This is a genomic window from Candidatus Aminicenantes bacterium (genome assembly GCA_026393855.1).
Taxonomy (GTDB): Bacteria; Acidobacteriota; Aminicenantia; order Aminicenantales; family UBA4085; genus UBA4085.
Map to the genome: position 1 here is coordinate 62,180 of JAPKZJ010000112.1, position 23,899 is coordinate 86,078.

The following is a 23,899-nucleotide window of genomic DNA, read 5'->3' on the forward strand; positions in this document are numbered from 1 at the left end:
AGATGCATCGAACTTAAGCCGGAGGCCGTCAGCGGTAAAGCTTGGGGGAGAGCTCGATGGTTGCGAAAAAGACCGGTCCCGCTTTCCCGCCGTGCCAGGCGGCGCCTAGGCAGAGCCAGGGGACGTATGATGGAACGTACCCGATCCTGAGCAACGAGGCGTGTCCGCCGCCCGCGACCGTCCATCCGCCCGCGATCCGGAAGCCGCCCCATTTCTCCCAGACCAGCTCAAGCTGGCTTCCGGCCGTGATCGTCGTTTCCGTGCCTGTCCGCTCGGCTTCCAGGAACACGCCTGCGCTCCCGGATTGGCTGGGGTATTCGGTCGAATAGTAGCCGTGCTTCAAATGGAATGAGGCGGCGTCGACGAGCCCTCGGCCAGGCTCTCCGGTCAGGGAGATCGTGGCATGGACCATGCGGCCGCGCGTTTCGGGCCGCGGCCGGGCCAAGTCGGCGGGATCCGCCGGCACGGCCTCGGGTCCGAGGGAAGGCGTGCCGGTGGCGGGGGGCAGACCAGATGCGAATTCCCTGATCAAGGCGGCCACCCGTTCCGGCTTTTCCTGCTGCGGCGAATGGCCGGCTCCCTCGATGATCTCGCCTCGGGCGCCGGGGATCAAGTCCAGGGCCCTGGCCATGACTTCGGGCTTCAGGACGCCGTCGTCCGCGCCCCAGATAAGAAGCGTGGGGGAGACGATCTCCTTGAGCTTCGGCTCCCAGGCGGCTACGACGGGACGCGCGAGCATCTGAATGGCCCATAACCTGTTGACCCGGAGCCGCGCCGGTGTGGTGAACATCGGCTCCCCGTCGGCGGCCGAAGTCGGAACGGGCCGACCCCATTTTGCCGCCGAGCCGCGGGCGATCATGTCCATGATCGCGGCATTGCCTGTGAGATTGAACATGGGCCCGGCCAGTCCGTTGCGTTTGGCCAGCTCGAAGGCCAGGCCCGGCTTGATCGGGAGCTTGAAACCGACCGTGATGGCGTCGATCAAAACCAAGCCGGCCGGTTTGCACTCCTCGGTCAGCTCGAGATGCCAGGCCAGCCCGCCGCCGGTCGAGTGGCCGACGAGGACAGCCCCTTCGAGGGCGCCGGCGGCCCTCAGAACCGTCAGCAGTCTGGCGGTCATGCGTTCGTAGTCGTAGGAAACCGGCTTGTCGGTGAAGGAATCGCCGTATCCGGGCAGATCGACCAGGATGACCCGGAAATCCGAAGCCAGGTCGCGGGCCAGCTCGGCATACGCGGCCGACGTGGCGCAGATCCCGTGCAGGAGGACGATTGTCCGGCCACTCTCCGGGCCGGCGACGCGGAATGCGGCAAAAAACGAGCTGGAGGCGGGGGTTTCCTCGAGCCGGACGCGGTAAGCCGGCAAATGGCGGAAGAACTCTGCGGCCGGGCCGTCTTGGGCCGGCAGGGCTGAGGGCAGAGCGGCGAGCAGGACGAAAAGGGCTCCAAGCCCCCAAGCCTGCCGTCGGGAAGGGATCAACCTTCGACCGCCTCGCCGATGAGCCGGACGATCGCGTCCCGGTCGGGGGCGGACCGCAGGGCGTCTCGGAACTCCTCATGCATCAGCCGGCGGGAGAGACGGGCCAGCAGCTTTAAATGCTCCTCTGCTCCCCGGCCGGACGGGATCGCCAGCATCACCGCCAGATCGACGGGCTGTTCGTCGTCCGCCTCCCAGAGAAACGGCGCGGCGAATCGGAGGACCGCCATGCACGGCGAATGGACGTAGGGGGTTTTGCCGTGGGGGATAGCCACCCCGAAACCGATGCTCGTGGAGGACGTGTCCTCCCGCCGCCGGAGGGCCTCTTCGAGTTCCGCTCGGCGGTCCACCCGGCCGGCGGATTCCATCAGGGACCCGAGCTCCTGTACGGCCTCGTCCTTGGAGCGGGCGTCGCTCTCCAGCCGGATGAGGCCGGGCTCGGTCAGGCTCGCGGGAGCGTCTGTTCGTCCGAACTCGTCCAGCGCCGCTTCGACTTCTTCCGGTTTGGCCGCGCGGAGGGCCGCCTCCGTCAGACGCCGGCAGGCCTCGAAATCGAGCCGAACCAGCCCGGCTTTGAGGTCGGGGATCCGACCGGCCGTCAGGCTAAGCTCGTCGAAGCCGAGGCCGACGAGCAGGGGCAGGTGCCGGGGCGAGCCGGCCATCTCCCCGCATAAGCCGACCCATCGCCCTCGCGCCTTGGCCGCCCGAACGATGGTCTCCAGGAGCCGCAGAAAGGCGGGGTCGAGGGGCCGGCCGAGGTTCCGGACGTCGGGGTTGCCGCGGTCGGCGGCGAAGACATATTGGAGGAGGTCGTTGCTCCCGACGCTGAAAAAGTCGGCCTCGTCGGAGAAGCGGTCGATGAAGAGCGCGGCCGAAGGCACCTCGACCATCATCCCGACTTCGATCGCGGCCCGATGCGGGATCGAAGCGGCGGCGAGCCGGTCGGCCGCTTCGCGGACCATGGCTCGGAACCGGACCAGCTCGTCGAGCGTCCCGATCATCGGGACCATGATCTTGAGCGGCCCGTGAACGGCGGCCCGCAAGAGAGCCCGGAGCTGGGCCCCGATGAGGTCCGCGAAGCGCTCGTAGACGCGGACGCCGCGGAGGCCGAGGAACGGGTTTTTCTCGACCGGCAGGGGCAGGTAGGGGAGAGGTTTGTCGCCGCCGATATCGAAGGTCCGGACGATAATCGGCCGGCCTCCGGACTCCCGGGCGGCCCGGGCGTAGATCTCGTACTGTTCATCCTCGCCGGGCGCCTCGGTCCGGCCCAGGAGAAGCATTTCGGTCCGGAATAGCCCGACGCCTTCGGCGCCGAGGCCCCAGGCGCTTGCGAGCTCCTCCGGGTGTCCGATATTCGCCGCGATCTCCACGCGGTGGCCGTCGATGGTCCGGCCCGGCAACTTGGCCAACTCGCGGCGGCGAGCCGAGGAGTCCGCCTCAGCGGCGGCTTCGCGGTCGAAGTATCGCATGGCGGCGGTATCGGGGGACGGGACGACCAGGCCTCGGTTCCCGTCCACGACGACCTCTTCGCCGGTTCGGATCAGGCGCGCCAATCCGGGGCAACCGGCCACGGCCGGAACGCCTCGGGCCCGGGCCATGATCAGGGTGTGGGACGTGCTTCCGGCGTTTTCGAGCACCAGGCCCAGGAGCCGGTCTCGGTCAATGCCCAGGAATTGCGAGGGGGCGAGATCGTCGGCGACGAGGACGGCCGGCCCGGACAGACGGATCGAATCCGAGGCCGGGGCGTGGGCGTCAAGGCGGCCGACCAGAACCGCCGTGACATCCGCGATATCGGCCATTCGCTCCCGCAGATAACGGCTTCGTCCGGCGCCCAGGCGCTCCCGGAAGGTCCGCCCGGCCGCGGTTGCAGCCGACGGAGCATCCCAATGATCCACGGCGATCAGCCGTTCTGCCTCCGCGGCGAAGGCGCGGTCTTTGAGGATCGCCAGGTGGGCGTTCAGCACGGCTTTGGCGGTGGCGTCCGGTTCGGCATCCCGGCGCTGGCCCATCGCCTCCGCCGAAGCCCTGACCGCGGCGCGATAGGCCTCGATCTCGCGTTCGATCTCGGACGCCGCGATCGTCCGGGCCGGCCGCTCCGATTCCGTCCCGGGCTGATGGACATGGGCGGGGCCGCGGACGACTCCGGCTCCGGCCGGTTGGCCTAGGAAGTAGGCGCTTCGGCCCCGAGCCAGGAACCAGGGTACACCCGGACCGGAGGGAGGCGGCGCCTCCTCGACCGCCGCCTCGTCGCGCGGCAGGTCTTCCAGGATGAGCTTGCGCAGGGCGGCCGCCGCGGCTTCGGCGTTCGGGCCCGTCACGCGGATTCGGCAGGGATCCTCGAACAAGGTGTCGGATCCGATCAGCGCCAAGACGCTTTTGGCGTCGGCCGAGCCGCCCGTCCTGAGGTTGTCCCAGCGGACTTCGGCTGCGAACCCGGCCGCAAGGTCTTGGATTCGGGACGCCGGCCTGGCGTGCAGGCCCTGGGGCAAGGGGAAGCTGAATTCCAGATCAGAGGCCAAGTTCGCCCTTGACCCGGGTCAGGACCGCCTCGGCGCTCTTGATGGCGTCCTGGACGGGGATCTCGAAGATCTTCTTGCCGGCGAAGCGCTCCTTCCGGAGCACGGGGATGCCGACGGCGAAGATCACGGCATCGGCCGCGGCGACGTCGGCCGGGGTCAGCTCGTTTTCGATGCCCATGGCGCCTTGGGTCTCGACCTTGATCGACAGGCCCATCTTGCGCCCGGCTTTCTCCAAGCGCTCGGCCGCCATGTAAGTATGAGCGATTCCGGTCGGGCAGGCGGTGACGGCGACGAGAGTCATGGCGGCTCCTTTATTGCTGTTCGGCGGGGCGCTTGGCCCGTTTGCGGAAAATATTCGAAAGGATGGCGACGGTGAGCGATCCGGCGACGATGGCCAGGATGTAGGGTAGCGGGTGGTCGACGACGGGCAGGACGATCGGACCGCCGTGCGGGGCGTGGTCGCCGACACCACCGAGCATGGCGATCACGGCGCCGACACTCGATCCGGCCATGATGACGGGGATGACCCGGAGCGGCTCGGCCGCTGCGAACGGGATGGCCCCCTCGGTGATGCCGATGGCTCCCATAGCCAGGGCGGCCAGACCGGCTTCGCGCTCCTCCTCCGACCATAGACTGCGCTTGAGGAGGGTGGCCAGTCCCAATCCGAGCGGGGGAATGCAGATAGCCGCGGCGCAGGCGCCCATGACCGAAAAATTGCCGCGCTGGATCATGGCCGCGCCGAAAAAGAAGGCCACCTTGTTGACCGGGCCGCCCATGTCGAAGGCGATCATCGAGCCCAGGATGACGCCGAGCAGGATCTGGTTGCCCGAGTTCATCATCTCCAGCCAGCGCTGGATGGTCGCCATCAGATCGCTGATCGGGGCTCCGACGACCTTGAACATGACGAAGCCGACGACGAGCGAGGACAGCGCCGGGATGATCAGGATGGGCATGATCGGCCGCAGGTAGCGGGGCGGCTTGAGCTTCTTGATGGCGAAGACCAGGCCCCCGGCCAGGAGGCCGGAGACGATCCCGCCCAGGAAGCCGGCCCCGACCTGTCCGGCGATGTAGCCGCCGACGAAGCCCGGGACGAGGCCGGGTCGGTCGGCGATGCCGAAGGCGATGTAGCCGGACAGGACCGGGATCAGGAAAGCGAAGGCGGCCGAGCCGATGTCGTTGATCAGCTTCAGGAACGGCGCCTGGGAGAAATCCGGCCCCTGGCCCGTCATCGGGGCCAGCGCGATGGACAGGGCGATCAGGATGCCGCCGCTGGCCACGAAGGGGATGGCGTAGGAGACGCCGGACAGGAGATATTTTTTAAAACGATCGGTGTTCATGGCGCGCCGGAATTTTAGTGCTTTTGGGCCGCTTTGACAACCGTCCGCGCGGCGCTCAACGGACGATGGTCAGGAACCGGCCCAGCCGGATGGTGGGAAAGGGGCGCTCGATATTGCGGAGGCGGCCGGTAGCCGAAGTTTTCCGGTCGGGATCGCGGGCCACCTCAAACGAGAAATAAATCAGCCAGGGCTTGCCCTTGAGGTTCGCGACGGGGACCGTCCCCCAGAAGCGGCTGTCGTCGCTGTCGTCCCGGTTGTCGCCCATCACGAAGACGGTCCCGGCTGGAACCGTGATCGGGCCGAAATTGTCCCTCCGCAGAAGGCCGTCGCTGACCAGGTTCTCGCGGGTATAAATGAACGGGTCGGCGTGGAAGACATAAGGTTCAGCCAGGGGGATGTCGTTGATCAAAACGTCCTTGTTGACGATCTCCAGGCGTTCATCCGCCAGGCCGATGATTCTTTTGACCAGGTCCCGCCGGAGATCCTGGGGGTCCTTGAAGACGACCAGGTCGCCGCGCCGGATCGGGCGGCGGGGCAGAAGGAGGCGGTCGATCGGCGACGGGGCGTTCTCGTAGATCATCCGATTGACGAGGACGTAATCGCCGACCAGGAGGGTGGGCTCGAGGGAGCCGGACGTAATCCGAAAGGCTTGCACGACGAAGGTCGTGCCGAAGAAGACGTAGATCGCCAAGAGGATGATGGCGTTGAGCGCGCCCCGCAGCGTGATCGTGACCGGAGCGGAGAGCCGGGCGGCGATTTCTTTGATCGGAGGCAACGGGATGGTCAAGCCCAGAGTATAAACAAAGACGCGGCTTATTGACAGCCGGAACGGGCTGGGTTACGATCCGCGGACGGCGATCGGCGGACTTTGCGACCAACTCCCGGGCCCGGAACAGAGGCAGGTAAATGAAAAAAATATTGATCGGAAAAAGCGGCATCGCGGGCCTTCTGGCGGCGGCCGCCGTCATTCTGGCCGTTGTTCCGGCGTCGGGGCAGGAAATCGTCGAGAGCGAGAGGAAGGGCTTCGGATTCTTTATCGGCGTCCATATGACTCGCTTCTCCTTGAGCGGCGATTTCGACGGCATCACCCTCATCATCCCCGGCGAGACGGAAGCCTTCATCACTCCGTCCATGAAGTCGAAGAACGTCGTCGGCTTTTCTCTCGGCGTGGGCACCGGACGGGGCGGCCGCGACCGCTTCTTCGTCGAGCTGCGGCATTTTGAGACCACTCCCGAGGCCCTGTACCAGGGGGAGAAGGCCGACGTCAAATCCTCGGTCTGGAGCCTGGGCGTCCGGTACATGTACACCGAGTGGTTCATCCAGCCCTATATCCGGGCCGGGTTCAGCTACGGCCGGCTGCGGGTCGTCGAGGGGGCCATCAGCTCCGACGGCACGTTCGGCGACGCCGTCTTCACCGGCGGCGGACTGGCCGTCGGCCTGGGCGCCGCCATCTGGCTGCCTCCCTGCTTCTCGATCTTCGCCGAGGGCGGCTTCGACTCGATGGACTACCGCAACGTCAAGGGTCCCGCTGGCGACAATTGGAATCTGATGAGCATCTCGGGGACGGGCTTGGGCGGCGGCGGGCTGACCTTCGCCGTCGGCCTGCAATTGATGTACTGACCCTGCCCGATCCGGCCGGCCGATCTTCGCCTCCGGCGGCTGGCGCTTCCCGGCCCGTGTTGATAGAATGCCGGCGGATCGCGCGCCGTTCCGGAGGACCAACCGATGCGTCGAAAAGTTCCGTTCGTCTCCGCCCTCATCCTCCTCTGCCTGGCCCTCTCCGCGGCCGGCGCCGCCAAGATCCCGACGCCCGAGTCCGTCCTCGGCTTCAAGCCGGGGACCGACAATCGCTTGGCGACATATGACCAGGCGATCGCCTATCTCAAGGCTTTGGCCGCCGCCAGCCCCTCCTTGAAGCTGCTGGAAGCCGGGAAGACTACGCAAGGCCGGCCGATCCTGTTCGCCCTGATTTCGAGTCCGAGGAATCTCGCCGCCCTGGGTCGTCTTCGCGAGATCACCCTGCGCCTGGCCCACCCGGAGGGCTTGACGGACGATTCCGCCCGCCGCCTGGCCGGCGAGGGCAAAGCCTTCGTCCACATCGACGGCGGGTGCCACGCCACCGAAGTGGCGGGCCCCCAAATGATCCCGCAGCTGGCGTATGACCTTTTAGCCCGGCCGGACGATCCGAAGATCCGCCTGATCCTGGAGAACGACATCGTCATTCTCTTTCCCTCCATGAACCCAGACGGCCAGCAGATGGTGGGGGAGTGGCAGGCGAAAAACTTCGGAACTCCCTATGAACAATCAGGCCTGCCGCGTCTCTACCAAGAGTATGTCGGCCATGACAACAACCGCGACGGCTACATGCTGAATATGATCGAATCGCGGGTGATGGAGCATTTCTGGCGGCAATGGGAGCCGCAGATCATCTATGTCCACCACCAGACCGCGCCTTTCCCCGCCCGCATCTGGCTGCCGCCGTTCTCCGAGCCCGTCGGCCTCGAAGCGCCGCCCTTGACCTCGCGCGAGGTCAATCTGCTCGGCATGGCCATCGCCAAGGGCTTGGAGGAAAACGGCCGGGCAGGGGCCATCCACATGGGGACGGCGTTTGACGCCTGGTATCCAGGCTACGTCGACTATGCCCCGATCTTCAAGAACATCGCAGCCTTCTGGACGGAGACGGCCGGCAACATGGCGGCGCCGCGCGAATACAAGCCGGAAGACCTGCCGCCGGCCTATCGCGACTTGCGCCCGCAAAGCCTTTACAGCGGCCCCTGGAGTCCCGGCTGGTGGCGGCTGGGCGACGCCGTGGCCTATAACGAGACGGCCTCCCTGGCGGTTCTGGAATACGCGGCCCGCTACAAGAACGCCCTTCTCTTCAATCGGTACCAGGCCGGTCGCGACCAGATCGCCCGCGGTTGCAAGGCCGCGCCCTACGCTTACATCATCCCCCAAAGCCAGCGCGATCCGGTCGCCGCCGTTGAGCTTCTCCGCCGGCTGGCCTTCGCCGGCGTGCGAGTCTGGCGGCTCACGGCGCCGGCCGAGGTCGAGGGGATGACTCATCCCGCCGGCACCTGGATCGTTCCGACGGACCAGGAATTCGGGGCTCTGGCCCGCGAGCTTCTCGACGTCCAGAAATATCCCGATCTCCGTCAGTTTCCGGGCGGGCCGCCGTCCCGTCCTTACGACGCCGCGGGCTGGACGCTCCCGCTCCAGATGGGAGTTGTGTGCGTCGCCGCGTCCAAGCCGATAAGCGGCGAGATGAGAGCGCGGATGATGCTGTTGGGCTCGGCGGCAAATCCCAAGGCCGCTGCCTCCTCCTACAACGGGACTGAAGCCGTCGATCCCGCCCCTTTCGACAGCGTCCCGGGCATCGGCTTCGACGCCGACCCGGGCGCGGCCGCGATCGTCCCGCCCGCGGGGGCGGTTTCCGGGCAAGGGCCCGTCCTAGCGGTCGACCCGGGTCAGAACAATGCTTTCCGGGCCGTCAACAAGACTTGGCAGATGGGCGGCACGGTCTCGTTTGCCCCCGCTTCGGTGGACAAAGGCGCCCGTTACCTCCTTTCCGGATTATCGCCGGCGGCGCAGGAGGAGATGGTCGCTGATTGGGCGCTGACGGCGGAGCGCACGGCGACCGGCGGCGAGCCGATCGGGAAACCCCGAATCGGCTTGTATCAGCCCTGGAGCGGCAGCATGGACGAGGGTTGGACGCGATGGATCCTTGAGCGATATGGATTCGATCTCGTGATCGTCCATCCGGAGGATTTCCACGCCCCGCTCCGCGACAAAGTCGACGTCCTGATCCTGACCGACGACGCGCGGATTCCCATCGAAGGTACGGCCGGAGGGCAGGGGGCAAGGGGCGGCACTGCGTCCGCCCGGGCCGTCCGGCCGGAATATGCCTACGCCCTGACCCCCGACGACCTGAAAGGGTTCGAGGCCTTCGTCCGCGGCGGCGGAACCGTCGTCTGCTTCAACGGGGCCTGCCGCTTCGCCATCCAACAGCTCAAGCTGCCGGTGAAGAACGCCGTCGAAGGGCTGAAGTCGGAAGAGTTTTTCCTGCGCGGCTCGATCGTCGAGATCGAGATGGACGCGACCCACCCGGTCATGGCGGGCATGCCGGCCCGAGCGGCCGTGTTCGTCGACGGCAGCCCCGTCTTCGATCTTCTGGAGGGCTTTCAGGGAACGGTGCCGGCAAAATATGCCGCCGCGGGTTCGCCGCTTCGCTCCGGCTACCTGATCGGCGAAAAATATTTACAGGGAAAAGCTGCCGCTGTGGACGTGAATCTGGACCGGGGGCACGTCGTCCTGATCGGCTTCCGGCCGCAATGGCGGGCCCAGTCGTTCGGCGCCTTCCGGGTGGTGTTCAATGCCGCCCTTTACGGGCGAGCCGAATAGAGAGGCCGCTTGTGGACCCGAGCGCGGGTCCCCCATCTACTTGCTTCTGCCCCAGCCGCTGGAGCCGGCGGCCGCATAGCCCACTCGGGTGATCCGCGACGGGGGGACATCCAGGCCTTTGAGCAGATCGGCCAGCTTCTTGGTGATGGCGGATTTCATGGCGTCAATGTCCGCCTCGGTGACGTCCACGGCGTAGGTTCGCGAGCCTTCGGGGCGGATCCAGTACTCGGGATGGGGATGGATCTCCCGGATCGTGAACATGCCGACGACTTCGCCGGAGGCCACCAGGATGATCCGGCCTTCCAGAACGGCGCCGAAGACATCAACCGGCGTGGGAGGCACGGCGGAGCCTTCCGTGAAGGTCGTCCCGGTCAGCGTGCCTTTCTGGAAGGAAACGATCTCCAGGATGATGTCCGTATCGACTTTTTTCCCGATTTCGGAATAGCTCAGCTCGCCGCCGGCCCGGGTCAGGACTTCCCGCAACAGGGACCGGTCGCGGACCGTGAATTGGGCCTGCAGCAGCTTTCTCTCGATGTCGTTGTACAGGGATTCGTAAGTGGTCATCTCGGCCTGGGTGATCTCCTTGGAGTACCCGGGAACGCGAAGGACGATCTTGGCCGTCGGATTCTGGCTGATCGAGGCCTTCCATGAATCCTTCAGGCTGACGTCGCTGTCCAGCTGGTAGACGATCGTCGTCGGCACCATGCAGGACACCGCCGCGAGGAGGACGAGGACGAGGGCGAGGCTTTTGATGATCTTCATGGCCGTCTTCCTTCCGAACGAATGACTGGACTAGATTGTAGGAGGCAGGCGGCCGGTTGTCAATTCCGCCCGCTCCCCGTGCGCCGGCACCTTGACTTCGCTTCCAAGGCAAAGCTATAGTCGCAGCGGCATGATTCCCCTCGATCCCGCTGCGGGTTTCCGGGACACCCTCGTCGCCGAGATCTGCTACGCCCTCGGAGCATCCCGCCGCGGCCTGGTTCATGGGTTGCTGTCTCCTCTCCTGCGGCGGCCCATCGGGCGATTGGCCCGGATCGCAGCGAGTGCGGATGCCGAAATCGAAGCGGGCGGCTTGAGCGGCGCCGCCCGCCGGATCCTGCCCGATCTGTCGATGCGGCCCTCCGTCAGGGGCGTCGAACGAATCCCCTCGGAAGGTCCCTTGCTGGTGGTCTCCAATCACCCGGGCGGCTTTGATTCTGTGGCCATTCTGGCCTGCCTTCCCCGGCGGGATATCAAGGTCGTTCTTTCCGACGCTCCGCTGACCCGGGCTTTCGTCGCCGCCCGGAGGTATTTCGTCTTCGCCCCCTTGACCGCCTCGGGCGGCGCCGCGGCGCTGCGGGCCTGCGTCCGCCATCTCCGGAGCGGCGGCGCGGTTTTAGTCTTCGCCAACGGCGACGTAGAGCCCGACCCGGAATTGGGGCGGGAAGACGCTCTTCCGTTTCGCGATTGGTCGCGCAGCGTTGAAATCATGCTCCGCGAGGTCTCCGAGACGCGGCTGCAGATGGTCATGGCCAGCGGCGTCCTGCTGCCGAAGTATTTGCGGAACCCGCTTGTGCGCATCCGAAAGACCAATGTCCGGCGGCAGAAGCTGGCCGAGGTCCTACAGATTCTCCATCAGGTTCTTAAGCCCGGGTCCGTCCGCTTGCGGCCGCATCTTTCGTTCGCCGAACCGGTCAGGGCCGGCGACTTGGACGCCTGCGTTTTGCTGCCGTCGGTCATCGATCTGGCCCGCGATCTTCTGGCGGAGCATCGGGCCGCGCTGGGGCGGACTTCCGGCCCGCTCGACGGCGGCTTCCGATCCCTCTAAAGTCCTTGGGGCCTCCTCCCCGAGCCCGCCCCCACGGCGGCCCTTGACACCCTTCTCCGGCGGCCGTACAGTTTCCCGCGCTGTTATCACATTCGCCGGGAGGGCCCATGGGCTCGCTGATGGAATCCAAGCTGACGGCCCGCCAGCACGCGCTGGTCGGGACCGTGTTGAAGGCGCAGACGGCGTCGCTCGGCCGGGTCGAAATCCCCGTCGTCGCCGATCTGCTGAAAAAGAGCGGCGCCCGTTCCGCGCTCGACATCGGGTGCGGGGAAGGGGCCTTCCTGCTGCGCCTGGCGCGAGAGGCCCGGGGCGTCCGCTTCCTGGGCCTCGATCACAACGAGATGGCCATCCGGGACGCCCGGCGGAGCCTGCGGCGGCTGGCCTTGCCCAACGTCGAGCTGAAGGCCGCTTTCTTCGACCCCGCCTTTGAAGCCGTCCGATACGACGCCGTCCTGACCCGCTATACCCTCCAGCATGGATCCGATCCGCGGGCCTTCGTCGAGGCGGTGTTCAAGCGCCTGAAAAGGAAGGGCGTGTACATTGCGGTCGAATCGCTTGATGATTATTCGGATTGCCACCGTCCCGTTCCGGTGTGGGAGCGGTTTCTCGCGGCCCTGGCGGCGATTCACCGCAAGATCGGAAGCCATGAGGACATCGGCAAATCGCTGGGCGGAATGTTCCGGCAGGCCGGCTTCCGGGACGTTCGGGTGCGGGTGATGCTGTGTGCGCCGTCCACGATCGGTTGGGCGCCGTTTTGCGCCGTGGTCCGGGCCCAGGCCGATCTGGCCCATTTTCTGTTCCCCGATCTCTTCGAACGGCGCCTCGTGAACAAACTGGCGGCCTGGCTGGACGACCGGGCCGGTCTCGAAGCGCAGGACCCGTACCTGTGCTCCGCCATCGCCAACGGAACCCGCCCCTAATAAGTCGGCGACCGGCGCAAGAATTGTTCCGCCTCCGGGAGAAACAGATGGACCATCAAAAGCTCATTCCTGCCGCGGCTGTGATCACTCTGGCTTTGAGCCTGGCCGCCCCGGCCCGGCCCGCACCGGCCCAAGCCGTCTCCGGCCCGCATCCGGCTTATCGTTTGCTCGAGAAGCTGCTCCGTGCTCCGGCCCAGACAACCGTCCTCCAGGTGTCCAGCCATAACAAGACGAGGACTCGCGCGGCGACGAGGTCATTTTCGACACGGTCGGCCCGGGCTGCGTCAAGAGCATGTGGGGAACGGCCTTCGATCCCCAAGCCGTCCTCCAATTCTATTTCGACGGCGAGAAGGAGCCGCGCTGGCGGATCAACATCCTCGACTTTTACCAGGGCCGGCATCCTCTTTTCCCGAGCCCCCTCGTTTCTTACGAGAAGCGTGGCCGCTGGGGAGGGGAGCCGTTGGCCGGGAATTGCTTTGTTCCTATCCCGTTCGCCAAATCCCTGAAGATCAGCGTCAAGGGCGAATCGCGGTTCTTCCATATCATCTTTGAGAAGTATCCGCTTCCGGCCGACGTCGTTTCCTTCACCGGGAATGAAGACCGGGCGGCGCTCCTTGATTCTTTCGCCAGACTCGGGGACGATCCCTTCGAGGCCCCGGGACTCCGGCTTCATGAAGCCGAGTCAAAGACCGTCGAGCCCGGGCAGACCGTCTCGCTCTTGAAGCTTCAGGGTGCCTCGGGCATCATCCGCACCATCGTCATCGAGGCCGACGGAGGGGAGGACTTCTTCCAGAAGACACGGCTCCGGATGCGGTGGGACGGCCACGCCCGCTGGGACGTGCAGGCCCCGCCGGGGATCTTCTTCGGATCGGCGGTCCGGGCCGACGACATGCGAGCGCTGCCCCTGCGAGTGGAGAAGCGGGCCGGTGGCAAGGCCCGGCTGACCTCCTATTTCCCGATGGCCTTCTGGGAGAGCGCCGAGATCGAATGGACCAACGCCTCGGGCCGAACCATGGCCCCGCTCCAGGCCCGCATCTCGATCGGCGCCAATCCGATCCCGCGGGCGGAGGGGACCTATTTGACGACTCAATATCATGCCGGCGAGACGACCTACGGCCGCGACTGGCCTCTGTTCGAAGGACGGGGGACGGGCTGGCTGGCGGGTGTCGTCCAATCCATGATGCATTCGCATTACTGCGAAGGCAACGAGCATTTCGTCCTCGACGGCGCGGTATCGCCCCAGTTCAACGGGACCGGGACCGAGGATTACTATCTGGCCTGCTTCTGGCCGAACGTCGATTTCGATTCGCCGTTCGGGTCGGTCGCGGGCGACATCCAGGCGGAAGGAGGCGGCGACCAGGTCGGGGCTTATCACGTGCCGGCGAGCTACAGCCGCTTTCACCTGGAGGCCCCGCTGCCGTTCTTCTCCTCCCTGAACGCTCGCATCCAGCACGGCGGGCAAAGCGACATTGTCTCCGACTACCGGAGTCTGGCCTTCGTCTACCTGAAGAAGGCCGAGGCCCTGCGCCGGACGGATTGGCTGGCGGTGGGCAGCCCGGCCAGTGAAAAAATGCACGGCTATGCGGCCTCGGTCGCGGGCCGGCCCGTCGAAGTTCGCGCCTTCCCGGAAGGGGAGGATCACGAAACGTCCATGAGTACCACGGGACGCTATCACGATGGAGGGGAGATCCGGTTCCAGGTCGCCCTCGATCCCGAAAATCAGGGCGTCAAGATCAGGCGGCGCATCGATCAGAAATCCCTGCGGCAGAAAGCCCTGGTGTACGTCGACGGGGCGTACGCGGGATGCTGGTACGACGGTTACGAAAACGAGAGTCTTCGCTGGGCGGATTCCGATTTCGAGATCTCCCCCGCGTTGACCCGAGGCAAGACGGTTTTAAATCTCCGGCTGGTCGTTCAAAGGACCAACGGCGAGGGTCCGTTCTCGGACTTCGGGTACGAAGTCTTCTCCTATCGGCCCGAGACGCCAGCGCCCCGGCCCGCCCGATAAGCGCTCGGGCGGACCGGGCCGCCCGGTTATTTCGCCGTCTGTCCCTTCAGGGTTTCGTGCTTGTGGGCCCCCTTCATGGTTTTGACGAGATATCCGTCCGCTCCGGGGAGATGCAGCTCCGCCAAAACGTATTCCGTCACGTATTCCGTATAGGATGGCTCGAAATTCCCGACCATGTCGAAGACCAGCTGGGGCTCCGACAAGGCCGGTGTGGGCTGGGGCAGGCGCTCGAGGACCGGGATCAGGATCTCGTCGCCTCCCGCTGCCGGGCGAAGGGTGAGCTGCTTGTCGTCCTTGGGGCCGATCCGGTACTCGCCTGCGGGGAGCTTCTTGCCGCCCGCTTCGAACTTATAGGGGATCTTGAACGTGCCCTGGGCGTAAAGCGCCGAACCGCCGGCGATGAGCCCGAAAGCCAGGACGGCCGCGACCGCGATCGCGAATTTTTTCATCGGGATCCTCCTGGATGCCGCCGCGCCTAGCAGTCCTGCCCTTCCTGGAGGCTTTCCTCAGGCGTCGGCTCGGGGGCCGCGGGCACGCCGCTCTTCATCGCGTCTTCCATGGCCTGGACGAACGTGTCGATTTCTTCGGTCGTCGTATAGATGTTGGGCGAGATCCGAAGAGCCTGGTAGTCGAAGACCGAGTTCGGGGGGGCGCCGCCGACCAGCGGCACCGTGACGATGCGGTACTTGTCCATCAGGAACTTGTTGAGGGCTCGGACGTCGATGCCGTCGATGCAGACGGCGGCGACCGCCCAGACCTGGGCCGGCTCGTCGATGGCCGACAGGATCTTGATGCGGGGATGAACCTTGAGCGCGTTGGCCCAGCGCAGGGTCAGGTAGCGGAACCGCGCCGCCTTGCGCTCGGCCCCGATGGCCTGGTGGAACGCCAGGGCCTCGCCCAGGGCGGCCCGGATGGCCCAGGGATGCGTTCCGATGGACTCGAACTTGCGGATGTCGTTGTCCTGCTGCTCGGGGGCGGCCTGGAGCGGCCAGAACTTCGGGATCATCTCCTTGCGGACATACAACAGGCCGTTGCCGATGGGGGCCATCAGCCACTTGTGCAGGCTGACGCCATAGGCGTCGCACTCGAGGTCCCGCAGCTTGAAGGGGAACTGGCCCAGGGCGTGGGCGCCGTCGACGATCGTGACGATGCCCTTGGAGCGGGCCAGGCGCGCCAGCCTCTGGACGGGGAAGAGCTGGGCCGTCAGGTTGGTCGTATGGCAAAAATGCATGACCTTGGTCTTCGGAGTGATGGCCTTCTCGAATCGCTGGTAGAGGTCGTCGGCCGTCGTCGGAACGGGGAACTGGATGCGGACGATCTTGATCCCCTCGCGCCGCATCCGCTGGTCCCAGGTCGTCAGCATGCGCGGGTAGTCCTGCTCGGTGGTCAGGACCTCGTCGCCGGGCTTGAGGTCGATCCCGTTCTGGGCGATCTGGAGGGCTTCGCTGGCGCCGCGGGTCAGGGCGATCTCCTCCTCGTCGCAGCCGAACTCCTTGGCCATCTTGAGGCGCAGCGAAGCGGCATTGGCCGCGACCATGCCCTGGTAATGGACGGGCAGCATGTTGATCATGTCCATGAAACGGAACTCCGACTCCAGCACGACCCTGGCGCAGGGCGAGGTGAAGCCGTTGTTGAGGTTGATCAAGGTCCGGTCCAGCTTGAAGGCCAGTTGGATCTCCCGCCAGTAGAACTCGTCCTTGGCGACCTCCTCGGGCGTCCGGTTGGCCACCGTCTGACCGGCGGCCGTGACCCGTTCGAGGGCGTCGGCCTTGAAGGCGAATGCGGCCGCTCCCAGGGCGCCTCCGCCCACGGCCATAAACCGGCGTCGACTCCACGTTTCAGGCATCATGTTGGATCTCCTCGATTTTAGGTACCTCGGATTGTACTTAGGACCCCCGGGGGCGTCAAGGAACGCGGAGCGGCCGGCTGCCCGCAATTCTGGTATGATGATCCCGTTCGAACCCCCCCCCGATTCGGAGGAGTCGCGATGAAGCGAACGACAAGGACCGCTCGACTGATCGTATGCCTTCTGGCCCTGGGAGCCGCCCTCCCGGTCGCCGTCCGGGCCGCCGACGGCCCTGCGGAGCCCGCGCCGGCCTATCTGTATAAAACGACGTTCCTGCGGGCCGCCCCGGGCAAGCTGCTGGATCTGATCGCGCTCCTTAAGGGCCGGATGGCCGTCCTCGACGCCGCCGGCGACGAACGGCCCCTGTGGTGGCGACATACCCAAGGCGATCAGTGGGATCTCATGCTGCTCCTGCCGATGGGAAGCTACGCGGAATACTATGCGCCCGCACGGGTTGCCCGGCGGGCTGAGGCGGCGGACGGGTTTCAGGAGAAGCTCGACGCCTGCGTTTCCTGGAAAGAGGATCTCTTCGTCAAGGGGCCCGGGCTTGATGCCGTCAAAAAGGCGTTTGCCGGCGGGGCGTATTACCACATCGAGATCATGGCCGCCCTGCCCGGGAAGCAGGCCGAATTGTACAAAGAACGCCGCGGGGAAAGCGACTACCAGGCGGCGACGGGAAGGCCGGCGCTGATGATCTTCGTTCGGGATCAGGGCGCCGGCTGGGACATCTATACCCTCGGATGCTACCGGGACTTGGCCCATTGGGCCGAGAGCCCGAAGCTTTTAAAGGAAGAGCGGGATACGGCCGCCCGCAAGGCCGGCTTCAACAGCGCCGACGCGATCGGCCCCTATATGCGGACACTGATCGACATGCACCGGGACACGATGGGCGTGGCGATTAAATAGGCCGGCCAGATGAAAACACTCCGGCCAGGGTGAGGCGTGGCCGGGGCGGACCCCCGAACGAAAATTCGAGCCTAACGCCGTTTACGCTCTTCTGGTTTTGCCGGTCACGAGATCGATCAGGAGAACGACCGCGGCGGCCCCGACGACGATGTGAACGATCCGCACGATGTCCCCGAATCCGAAGATCTTGGTCACGAGATCGAACTTGAACAGGGCGACCAAGCCCCAATCGAGGCCGGCGACGACGACGATGATCTCGCAGATCCAACCCAAGAGACTCAGCTTTTTCATTAAACTCTCCTCGTAAAAATTGAATTACCATCGAGGCGCGGGGCACGCGCGATCATAAGACATGCCCCCTATTCCGGACTACGGCGACGCGGCACGCTTAAACCAGCCGGCGCTTCAAGGCCTTGAAGATCGGCAAATACGTTGCCAAGTAAGCCAGAATGAGATCGACGTCCACGAATAGAAAAATCTGGATCATCAGGTCTTTCATGGCCGTATGCGACGATCCGGGATCCGACGCGGGCTCGCCGACGATCAGGATGGTGAATAATTTGGCCACAAAGGTCATCAGTACGATCAGCACCAGAAGGATGATCCGGATTTCGGCCACCGTCAGGATCGGCTTCCGGCTTCGGGCGGCGATGATCATCAAGAGCAGAAGAAGCCATCCGATCGCCGGAGCGACCCAGCGCAGAATGGAAAAATGGTCGGGGGATCGTAGCGCATAGGCCCATAAGACTTCAAACCAACCTCCGCGGCCGGTGGCCGGAACGGTCAATCGCATCAGGTTGCCGAGCAGCCCGATCAGAAGGGCGCTCGTCGGGAGGTAGAGGCCAAGAAGCCAATTCCCGGTTCTATGGTCGGACATCGGGCCTTTGATGATTATCGCCAAGCGGAGAATTCGGCTTCGATCCGATCCAGGAGGCGGCGGCATTCGGCAAGTCCCAGCGGGCTCCGCGCGCTTTGCACCCCTCTCTGCGCGAACGGCCGGCCGTCCCGGCGCATCCGGTTGAAGTCGCCTCGCAGCCCGCCCAGCCGCATCTGCTCTTCGAGCTGGCGGAACGAAGCGGCGACGTAGCGAGACGCGTTATAAAGGTTCGTTCGCAAATTGTCGCGCTGGAAATAGTTGGTCTGGTCTTGAACCAGCTTGTTGAACAGGCGGCAGGCGGCGGTAAATTCCTCGGACTTGAACAGCACAGCCTGTTCCTGATTCGAGATCGCCCCGTTCCAGCCCATGAAGTACTCATAGCTCGATTGGGAAAGATATTCGGCCTGCCGCACCAGGTCGATGGTCAATTGGCCGACGAAGGAGCGGCGGTCGCCCCGCATCTGGTCGTTCCTCTGGAAGCGGGGATCGGCCGGCCGGTTCTGGGGATTGTATTGGGTGGCGGACTGTTGGGCGCCGGACGGGACGCCGAACGCGAATACCAGAATCAAGGCCGTAAAGAAAACGACAGATCGACGCATGGGAGCCTCCCGCTTGGTGAAATCAGTTAAGGCCATTATAACACGATTGAACGCATCGGGTTTATCGCCCTTCAAAGGCTCGGGTCAAAACCTCGATGTCAAACTTTTTCATCTCGTTCCTCCGCTTCTCGCCGCTATCGGATCCCGCCCATGGAAGCAAAGCCATTTTCCATCGGCTTCTTGCATAAAAGCAAGTTGCGTGCCAGGCCGGAATCCCCTTAATACAGCCATTTCGGGCCGGCGAAAGGGGGGCTGGAAGTCCCGCCGGCCAGGAATAATCCCGGAATCGTGGACTGTATTTTTGGCCGGCCGATCGATGTCCCTCGCCGATTCGATTCCGGACGGAGCAGCCGGAATTATCGATTCCCCGCCGGATGCGTTAAAATGGCCGTATAGGTCGAGATGATAGGGTGGAAGCGACCGGGAGCTCGGACCCCCCAAGACTAAGCAACGAGGAGAAAAGAATATGAAAATTAAAGTTACGAATAGGATTCCGGGCAAGAAGGCGAAGGAAGCGGTCCCGCCGACCACGATCCGGAATTCGCCGGAAGAAGTCGAAAAACCGGATGAGAATCCCCCCGAAACCGCGAAGCCGGAAAACCGGGAGATGGAAGACGACAGGAATAGGCAGGCCGAAGCTCGCAAGGTGTTCGAGGCGGGAGTCCGGGGCAAGCTGAAATACCAGAGAAAACGCTAGCCGCGGGGCTCACGATCAAGTGCGGGCGGCGGGAACAATGAGGACGGTTCTCTGATGGCTCTGCTCAGTGTCAAAGACGCGTGCATCAGCTACGGAGGCGCCCGTCTGCTCGACCGCGTCAACCTGAACATCGAACGCCATGAGCGGGTTTGCCTGTTGGGCCGCAACGGCAGCGGCAAGACCACGCTGATGAAGCTCGTCAACGGCGAGGTCGCTCCGGACAGCGGAGAGGTCTCCCGCGGCCAAGGCCTGGCCACGGCCCGCCTGGACCAGGAGATCCCCGTCGGCATCACCGGACCGGTTTTCGATATCGTCACTTCGGGTTTGGCGGCTAAGGGCCGGCTTTTGGCCGAATACCATCACGCCAGCGCCCTGCTGGCCGACCAACGCGGGGACGCCCCGCGGCTCATGGCGCGCCTGGCCCGCCTGGGACATCAGCTGGACGCCGAAAACGGCTGGGAAATCCATCGCCAGGTCGATCTGATCATCGCCCGGATGCAGCTTCCAGCCGAAGCCGAGTTCGCCACCCTGTCCACCGGCTTGAAGCGGCGCACCCTGCTGGCCCAGGCACTGGTCGCGGGCCCGGACATCCTGATGCTGGATGAGCCGACCAATCACCTGGACATCGACGCGATCACCTGGCTGGAGGACTTTCTCGCCGCTTACGGCGGCACCATCGTGATCGTCACCCACGACCGCCGCCTGGTGCAGAAGCTGGCCAGCCGGATCATCGAAATCGACCGCGGCCGACTTCTGGATTGGCCCTGCGATTACGCCACCTTCCTGAGGCGCAAAGAGGAAAGCCTGGCCATGGAAGCGAGCCAAAATGAGCTTTTCGACAAGAAATTGTCGATCGAGGAAGCCTGGCTCCGCCAGGGCGTCAAGGCCCGCCGCACCCGCGATCAAGGCCGCGTCAATTCCCTGCTGAAGATGCGGGCCCAACGCCGGCAGAGGCAGGAACAGTCCGGCGGCGTCAAAATGACCCTGCAATCGGGAAAGCGTTCGGGCGACCTGGTCATCGCGGCGGAAAACGTCGGCTACCAATTCCCCGGAAATCAGCTGATCCGTGATTTTTCGACCGCGATCATGCGCCGGGACCGGGTGGGCATCATCGGCGCCAACGGCTGCGGCAAGACCACGCTGCTGCGCCTGCTTTTGGGAGAATTGGCGCCGATGCAGGGGCGCGTCCGCCTGGGCACCAACCTGGAGGTCGTCTATTTCGACCAAGTGCGCGATCAGCTCGACGCGGAAAGGACGGTCTTCGACAACGTCGCCGACGGCAACGACACGGTCACCGTCAACGGCGCTCCCCAGCACGTACTCGGCTACCTGCGGAAATTTCTCTTCACCCCCGAGCAGGCGCGAGCCAAAGTGAAGTCTCTTTCCGGGGGGGAGCGCTGCCGGCTGTTGCTGGCCCGTCTGTTCACCCGGACCGCCAACGTCCTGGTTATGGACGAACCCACCAACGACCTCGATGTCGAGACCCTCGAATTATTGGAGGAGCTGCTTTTCGAATTCAAGGGCACGCTGCTGCTGGTGAGCCACGACCGGGCGTTTTTGAATAATGTGGTGACCAGTACACTCGTCTTCAGCGGCCAGGGAAAGATCGAAGAATTCGTGGGTGGCTACGACGATTGGCTGCGACAGAGAGAGATTCCCCCCCTGCCGACCGATGAGAAACCCGCCCCCAAGCCGCTGCCCAGACCTCGTCCGGCGACCTTCAAGATGAGCTTCAAGGAAGAGCGGGAGCTGGACGCCCTGCCGCCGCGGCTGGAACAGTTGGAGGCGGAGAAAGCTCGGCTTTATGGATCCCTGGCCGATCCCGGCTTTTATCGCGACGCGGGCGGTGAGGTTGCCGCGGTCAAGGCGCGTTTGAAGAAGCTGGAAGGCGAGCTGGCCGCCGCCTATGAGCGCTGGGAATACTTGGAAGAGCGGAAAGTGCAGGCGACCGCCGCAACGAAAAAACGGACCGGGAAGACCTGAGAGACCAGAGGACTCCTTCGAGTTGACATCCGTGAGGCATCGGACTATCCTATATCTATAAATTATATCGGGAATGGGGAAAATTTCCGAGTGATTCTGTTCGCCTCGAGACGCGGGCGTCATCGAATATCCTATCTCTGAAGGGAGAAAACGCTTTGAGAAGAAAAGGATTTCCGCTTTTCGTGGCGGCGGCTATCGTCATCTGGGGTTTCGGCCTGAGCGCCTGCAAAAGCTCGTCGACGACCCCGACCGATCCCAATTCCAGGGTCTTCACGTCGGCGACCACACAGGGGCATACCCACACCATCACGATTCAGAGAACCGAAATTGAGACTCCGCCGACCGGCGGGATTTCCCGACAGACCTCGGCCAACGGCCATACCCATACCTTCACTATGAACGAGGCGGAGCTCTTGAGCGTGAAAAACGGAACACCCGTCGCCGTCACAACGGCGGATACAAACGGTCACAGCCATAATTTCACGATCTCGAAGTGGTATTGAGCGGGGTCGTTCGTCAGCCGTGCCGTCTAGAACAGCTCCGGGCAGTATTTTCGGATCAGAGCCTGTTCTTCCGCCGTGAGTGCCGCTAGGGGCACCGGTGCGTCTTCCGGCCGACGGTGCTTCTGGTTGATGCGATTGATCAGGCTCCAATTCCGCGCGGGATTACCGGCTGAGGGATCCTCGGGCTCGTGGGCGGTCAGATCGTAGCGGGTGAAGTCGATCACCCGGCCGGGATCATTCTTCTGCCAGTCGCGCAGGATCGCCAACCGAAAGGCCGAGTTCATGAACCAGCGGATTTCCAGATTCGGCTCGGAGCCGCCGATGCCTGTGCCGCGTTGCACAAATCGGTAGTCCAAGCCTTTATTATCCGGATGCTCGCGCCGCCAGGCCTCGCCGAACTCGCCCTGCGTGACCACCCGGGCGTCGGGCCAGCGCCGCCGCACATTTTGCAGCCAGGTCGTGAGACAGCCAAGGACTTCGGGCTTAAGGCTTTTGACCAGACTGATCTCCCAGCAGACCGTGACCCAGCCGAAGCCGTTGCGGCGAAAGCCGTCGTCGAAATGGTTTGCCGTAACGGCCATGACTTCGGCCAGGCCCTTCTCGACGCCGAGATTATGGTACGCCTCGATCGGCCCCACGCCTAGCCGGCTGTTGAAACCGCCCTCGAAGCCAAAGCGCCGCGCGCACAGGAAATCGCATGTCCAGCCGTCCAGGTTCACACAGTCGATGAAGTCGGCCCGTCCCTGGGCGGGCTTGCAGGCGTGCTCGCGACTGGGGTAGTACGGGTAGCTGATGGAGCCGTCCCCGTCGCCGTTGTCGATGCCGTACTGGCTCCAGATCGTGCCCTGACAGACATGGATGCCTTCCTCCTCGGCCAAGTCGCGCAGGTTCTCGGCGGAGAGGAACCCGGCCACGATGCTCTTGGGTCGGTATCCGTTCCCGACCATGTCGCCGACGCGCTGCAGGGCCTCGTGGATGTCTTTGTTCACTTGGGCGCGCGAACTGTACATGGGTGCGAAGTACCCGCCCGGGATGAAGGTGATCTCGTCGCCGTGTGCGGCGTGATAGCCCGCGACCAGCTTGCGGATGGCGACATAGTTCGGCCGCCCGTCCTGCAGGGCGAGCCAGGAAAAGGCCCAGGTCACCTTGGCCTGGGGAAAACCATCCGATACGGCGGCGCGAAACGCGGCCACGGTTTCCGGCGTATGGATCGCGGCTTCGTCGGCGCCGACGTTGAGGTCGCGGGCCGATTCGATCTGGTTGACGCGGATGACCGTGTTGATGGTCAAAAAGCGATGATTCTGGACTGTCAATCGCTCGTCCACGGGCGCCGCGGCTGCGTTCAAGGCGCTACCGAGAAACAAGGCGATCAACGCCGAACTCCATCTGGTATTCATGGTGAGGGCATACTATCGACCGCAGGGCATCGCTGTCAACATACTCGGATTGCGATATCCATCACCCTCGCATTTTTTTGATTTTTTTGGGGCCATAGCATTGACAGAACTAAAATGCAGGCATATGCTTTCGGCACAATCTCTTCAGGGAGGTTCTTATGACCAAGAAAGCGATCGTTGTCGTATTTGTCGGTATGTTTCTGACTGCGGCGCTGTCCGCTTCGGCTCAGTTGCGCGGCGGGGAATCTGCCATTTTCTTCAAGAGCGGCGATGTCATCATCGATAGGATCATCGATATGTCCAGCACGCGTCTGGTCGTGGGAACGGCCAATAGCGGCGAATTCCCCATGCGCGACCTTTGGATGATCAATTATGTCAATGAAAACTGGAATTTCCCCAACGAACGCGATCAGATGGAAACCAACGAACATTATATCTTCCTCAAGAGCGGCGACGTCATGTCGGGGAGGATCGTCGATTTTAGTTCCGCTCAAAAAGTTTGGGAGCTGGCCACGGGCGAAAAGATCGCGCCGGGCAGCATCCGTCGGATCTATTTCTCCAATCGCGTACCGGCCGGACTGCGGAATCGCGACAATTAGGAATAGATCGGCTTCCTCTCTTTAGTGTC

General features: G+C 64.2%; 22 protein-coding genes. 10 read left to right on the forward strand and 12 right to left on the reverse strand.

What is annotated here, in order from left to right:
* Positions 1 to 28 precede the first annotated feature (28 nt).
* Genes NTZ26_13890 through lepB form a run of 5 tightly spaced genes read right to left on the reverse strand, consistent with a single transcriptional unit; the run spans position 29 to position 6,105 of the window.
* Positions 29 to 1,477 carry an alpha/beta hydrolase gene (locus tag NTZ26_13890; protein MCX6561592.1) on the reverse strand — a complete coding sequence of 483 codons (1,449 nt, stop codon included), beginning with the start codon at positions 1,475 to 1,477 and terminating at the stop codon, positions 29 to 31.
* Entirely contained in the window at positions 1,474 to 3,993 is a 2,520-nt protein-coding gene (gene ptsP, locus NTZ26_13895; GenBank protein ID MCX6561593.1) for a phosphoenolpyruvate--protein phosphotransferase, read from the reverse strand. Before ptsP ends, NTZ26_13890 begins: the two co-directional genes overlap by 4 nt.
* A complete protein-coding gene (locus NTZ26_13900) occupies positions 3,983 to 4,294 on the reverse strand; it encodes a PTS fructose transporter subunit IIB (GenBank protein MCX6561594.1) in 312 nt (103 codons plus the stop codon). The genes ptsP and NTZ26_13900 overlap by 11 nt, the downstream gene beginning before the upstream one ends.
* 10 nt (positions 4,295 to 4,304) lie before the next feature.
* Complete coding sequence (locus tag NTZ26_13905; protein MCX6561595.1) at positions 4,305 to 5,330, reverse strand: PTS fructose transporter subunit IIC; 1,026 nt, start codon at positions 5,328 to 5,330, stop codon at positions 4,305 to 4,307.
* Between the two features lie 55 nt (positions 5,331 to 5,385).
* Entirely contained in the window at positions 5,386 to 6,105 is a 720-nt protein-coding gene (lepB, locus tag NTZ26_13910) for a signal peptidase I (GenBank protein ID MCX6561596.1), read from the reverse strand.
* A 131-nt stretch (positions 6,106 to 6,236) separates the two neighbouring features.
* On the opposite strand from lepB, the gene NTZ26_13915 reads away from it, so the two are divergent.
* Together NTZ26_13915 and NTZ26_13920 are read left to right on the forward strand one after the other, a co-directional pair.
* Positions 6,237 to 6,950, forward strand: coding sequence for a hypothetical protein (locus NTZ26_13915; protein ID MCX6561597.1), 714 nt, complete (start codon positions 6,237 to 6,239; stop codon positions 6,948 to 6,950).
* Between the two features lie 105 nt (positions 6,951 to 7,055).
* Positions 7,056 to 9,728: a M14 family metallopeptidase gene (locus NTZ26_13920; protein MCX6561598.1), complete on the forward strand. Its 2,673-nt coding sequence runs from the start codon at positions 7,056 to 7,058 to the stop codon at positions 9,726 to 9,728.
* Positions 9,729 to 9,764: 36 nt separating this feature from the next.
* On the opposite strand, the gene NTZ26_13925 is transcribed toward NTZ26_13920, so the two are convergent.
* Positions 9,765 to 10,490 (reverse strand): hypothetical protein, encoded by a 726-nt coding sequence (locus tag NTZ26_13925; GenBank protein ID MCX6561599.1) that lies wholly within the window; start codon positions 10,488 to 10,490, stop codon positions 9,765 to 9,767.
* Positions 10,491 to 10,620: 130 nt separating this feature from the next.
* Between NTZ26_13925 and NTZ26_13930 the strand changes: the two genes are divergently transcribed.
* The 3 genes from NTZ26_13930 to NTZ26_13940 all read left to right on the forward strand — a co-directional run bounded on the left by NTZ26_13930 (position 10,621) and on the right by NTZ26_13940 (position 14,463).
* Complete coding sequence (locus NTZ26_13930; protein MCX6561600.1) at positions 10,621 to 11,535, forward strand: lysophospholipid acyltransferase family protein; 915 nt, start codon at positions 10,621 to 10,623, stop codon at positions 11,533 to 11,535.
* A gap of 107 nt (positions 11,536 to 11,642) precedes the next feature.
* Positions 11,643 to 12,455, forward strand: coding sequence for a methyltransferase domain-containing protein (locus tag NTZ26_13935; protein ID MCX6561601.1), 813 nt, complete (start codon positions 11,643 to 11,645; stop codon positions 12,453 to 12,455).
* Positions 12,456 to 12,747: 292 nt separating this feature from the next.
* Positions 12,748 to 14,463, forward strand: coding sequence for a DUF2961 domain-containing protein (locus tag NTZ26_13940; GenBank protein MCX6561602.1), 1,716 nt, complete (start codon positions 12,748 to 12,750; stop codon positions 14,461 to 14,463).
* A 26-nt stretch (positions 14,464 to 14,489) separates the two neighbouring features.
* Here NTZ26_13940 and NTZ26_13945 read toward each other — a convergent pair whose 3' ends face one another.
* Both NTZ26_13945 and NTZ26_13950 read right to left on the reverse strand, forming a co-directional pair.
* Positions 14,490 to 14,912 (reverse strand): hypothetical protein, encoded by a 423-nt coding sequence (locus NTZ26_13945; protein MCX6561603.1) that lies wholly within the window; start codon positions 14,910 to 14,912, stop codon positions 14,490 to 14,492.
* A gap of 26 nt (positions 14,913 to 14,938) precedes the next feature.
* Positions 14,939 to 16,312 carry an aminotransferase class V-fold PLP-dependent enzyme gene (locus tag NTZ26_13950; protein MCX6561604.1) on the reverse strand — a complete coding sequence of 458 codons (1,374 nt, stop codon included), beginning with the start codon at positions 16,310 to 16,312 and terminating at the stop codon, positions 14,939 to 14,941.
* A gap of 138 nt (positions 16,313 to 16,450) precedes the next feature.
* Between NTZ26_13950 and NTZ26_13955 the strand changes: the two genes are divergently transcribed.
* The gene (locus NTZ26_13955; GenBank protein MCX6561605.1) at positions 16,451 to 17,215 is read left to right on the forward strand and encodes a hypothetical protein; all 765 of its coding nucleotides are present in this window, start codon (positions 16,451 to 16,453) and stop codon (positions 17,213 to 17,215) included.
* An 81-nt stretch (positions 17,216 to 17,296) separates the two neighbouring features.
* Here the strand turns inward: NTZ26_13955 and NTZ26_13960 are convergent, their stop codons facing one another.
* The 3 genes from NTZ26_13960 to NTZ26_13970 form a co-directional block, all read right to left on the reverse strand.
* Positions 17,297 to 17,506 (reverse strand): DUF378 domain-containing protein, encoded by a 210-nt coding sequence (locus tag NTZ26_13960; GenBank protein ID MCX6561606.1) that lies wholly within the window; start codon positions 17,504 to 17,506, stop codon positions 17,297 to 17,299.
* 97 nt (positions 17,507 to 17,603) lie between these two features.
* Positions 17,604 to 18,092: a hypothetical protein gene (locus tag NTZ26_13965; protein MCX6561607.1), complete on the reverse strand. Its 489-nt coding sequence runs from the start codon at positions 18,090 to 18,092 to the stop codon at positions 17,604 to 17,606.
* A 14-nt stretch (positions 18,093 to 18,106) separates the two neighbouring features.
* On the reverse strand, positions 18,107 to 18,691 hold the full coding sequence (locus NTZ26_13970) for a hypothetical protein (protein ID MCX6561608.1): 585 nt from the start codon (positions 18,689 to 18,691) through the stop codon (positions 18,107 to 18,109).
* A 466-nt stretch (positions 18,692 to 19,157) separates the two neighbouring features.
* Between NTZ26_13970 and NTZ26_13975 the strand changes: the two genes are divergently transcribed.
* From NTZ26_13975 to NTZ26_13985, 3 genes are all read left to right on the forward strand, one after another.
* Positions 19,158 to 19,388 carry a hypothetical protein gene (locus NTZ26_13975; protein ID MCX6561609.1) on the forward strand — a complete coding sequence of 77 codons (231 nt, stop codon included), beginning with the start codon at positions 19,158 to 19,160 and terminating at the stop codon, positions 19,386 to 19,388.
* 54 nt (positions 19,389 to 19,442) lie between these two features.
* A complete protein-coding gene (locus NTZ26_13980; GenBank protein MCX6561610.1) occupies positions 19,443 to 21,371 on the forward strand; it encodes an ATP-binding cassette domain-containing protein in 1,929 nt (642 codons plus the stop codon).
* Positions 21,372 to 21,526: 155 nt separating this feature from the next.
* Positions 21,527 to 21,874 carry a hypothetical protein gene (locus tag NTZ26_13985; GenBank protein MCX6561611.1) on the forward strand — a complete coding sequence of 116 codons (348 nt, stop codon included), beginning with the start codon at positions 21,527 to 21,529 and terminating at the stop codon, positions 21,872 to 21,874.
* 26 nt (positions 21,875 to 21,900) lie between these two features.
* Here NTZ26_13985 and NTZ26_13990 read toward each other — a convergent pair whose 3' ends face one another.
* Complete coding sequence (locus tag NTZ26_13990) at positions 21,901 to 23,271, reverse strand: DUF3863 domain-containing protein (GenBank protein ID MCX6561612.1); 1,371 nt, start codon at positions 23,269 to 23,271, stop codon at positions 21,901 to 21,903.
* A gap of 158 nt (positions 23,272 to 23,429) precedes the next feature.
* Between NTZ26_13990 and NTZ26_13995 the strand changes: the two genes are divergently transcribed.
* On the forward strand, positions 23,430 to 23,870 hold the full coding sequence (locus tag NTZ26_13995) for a hypothetical protein (GenBank protein ID MCX6561613.1): 441 nt from the start codon (positions 23,430 to 23,432) through the stop codon (positions 23,868 to 23,870).
* Positions 23,871 to 23,899: the final 29 nt, after the last annotated feature.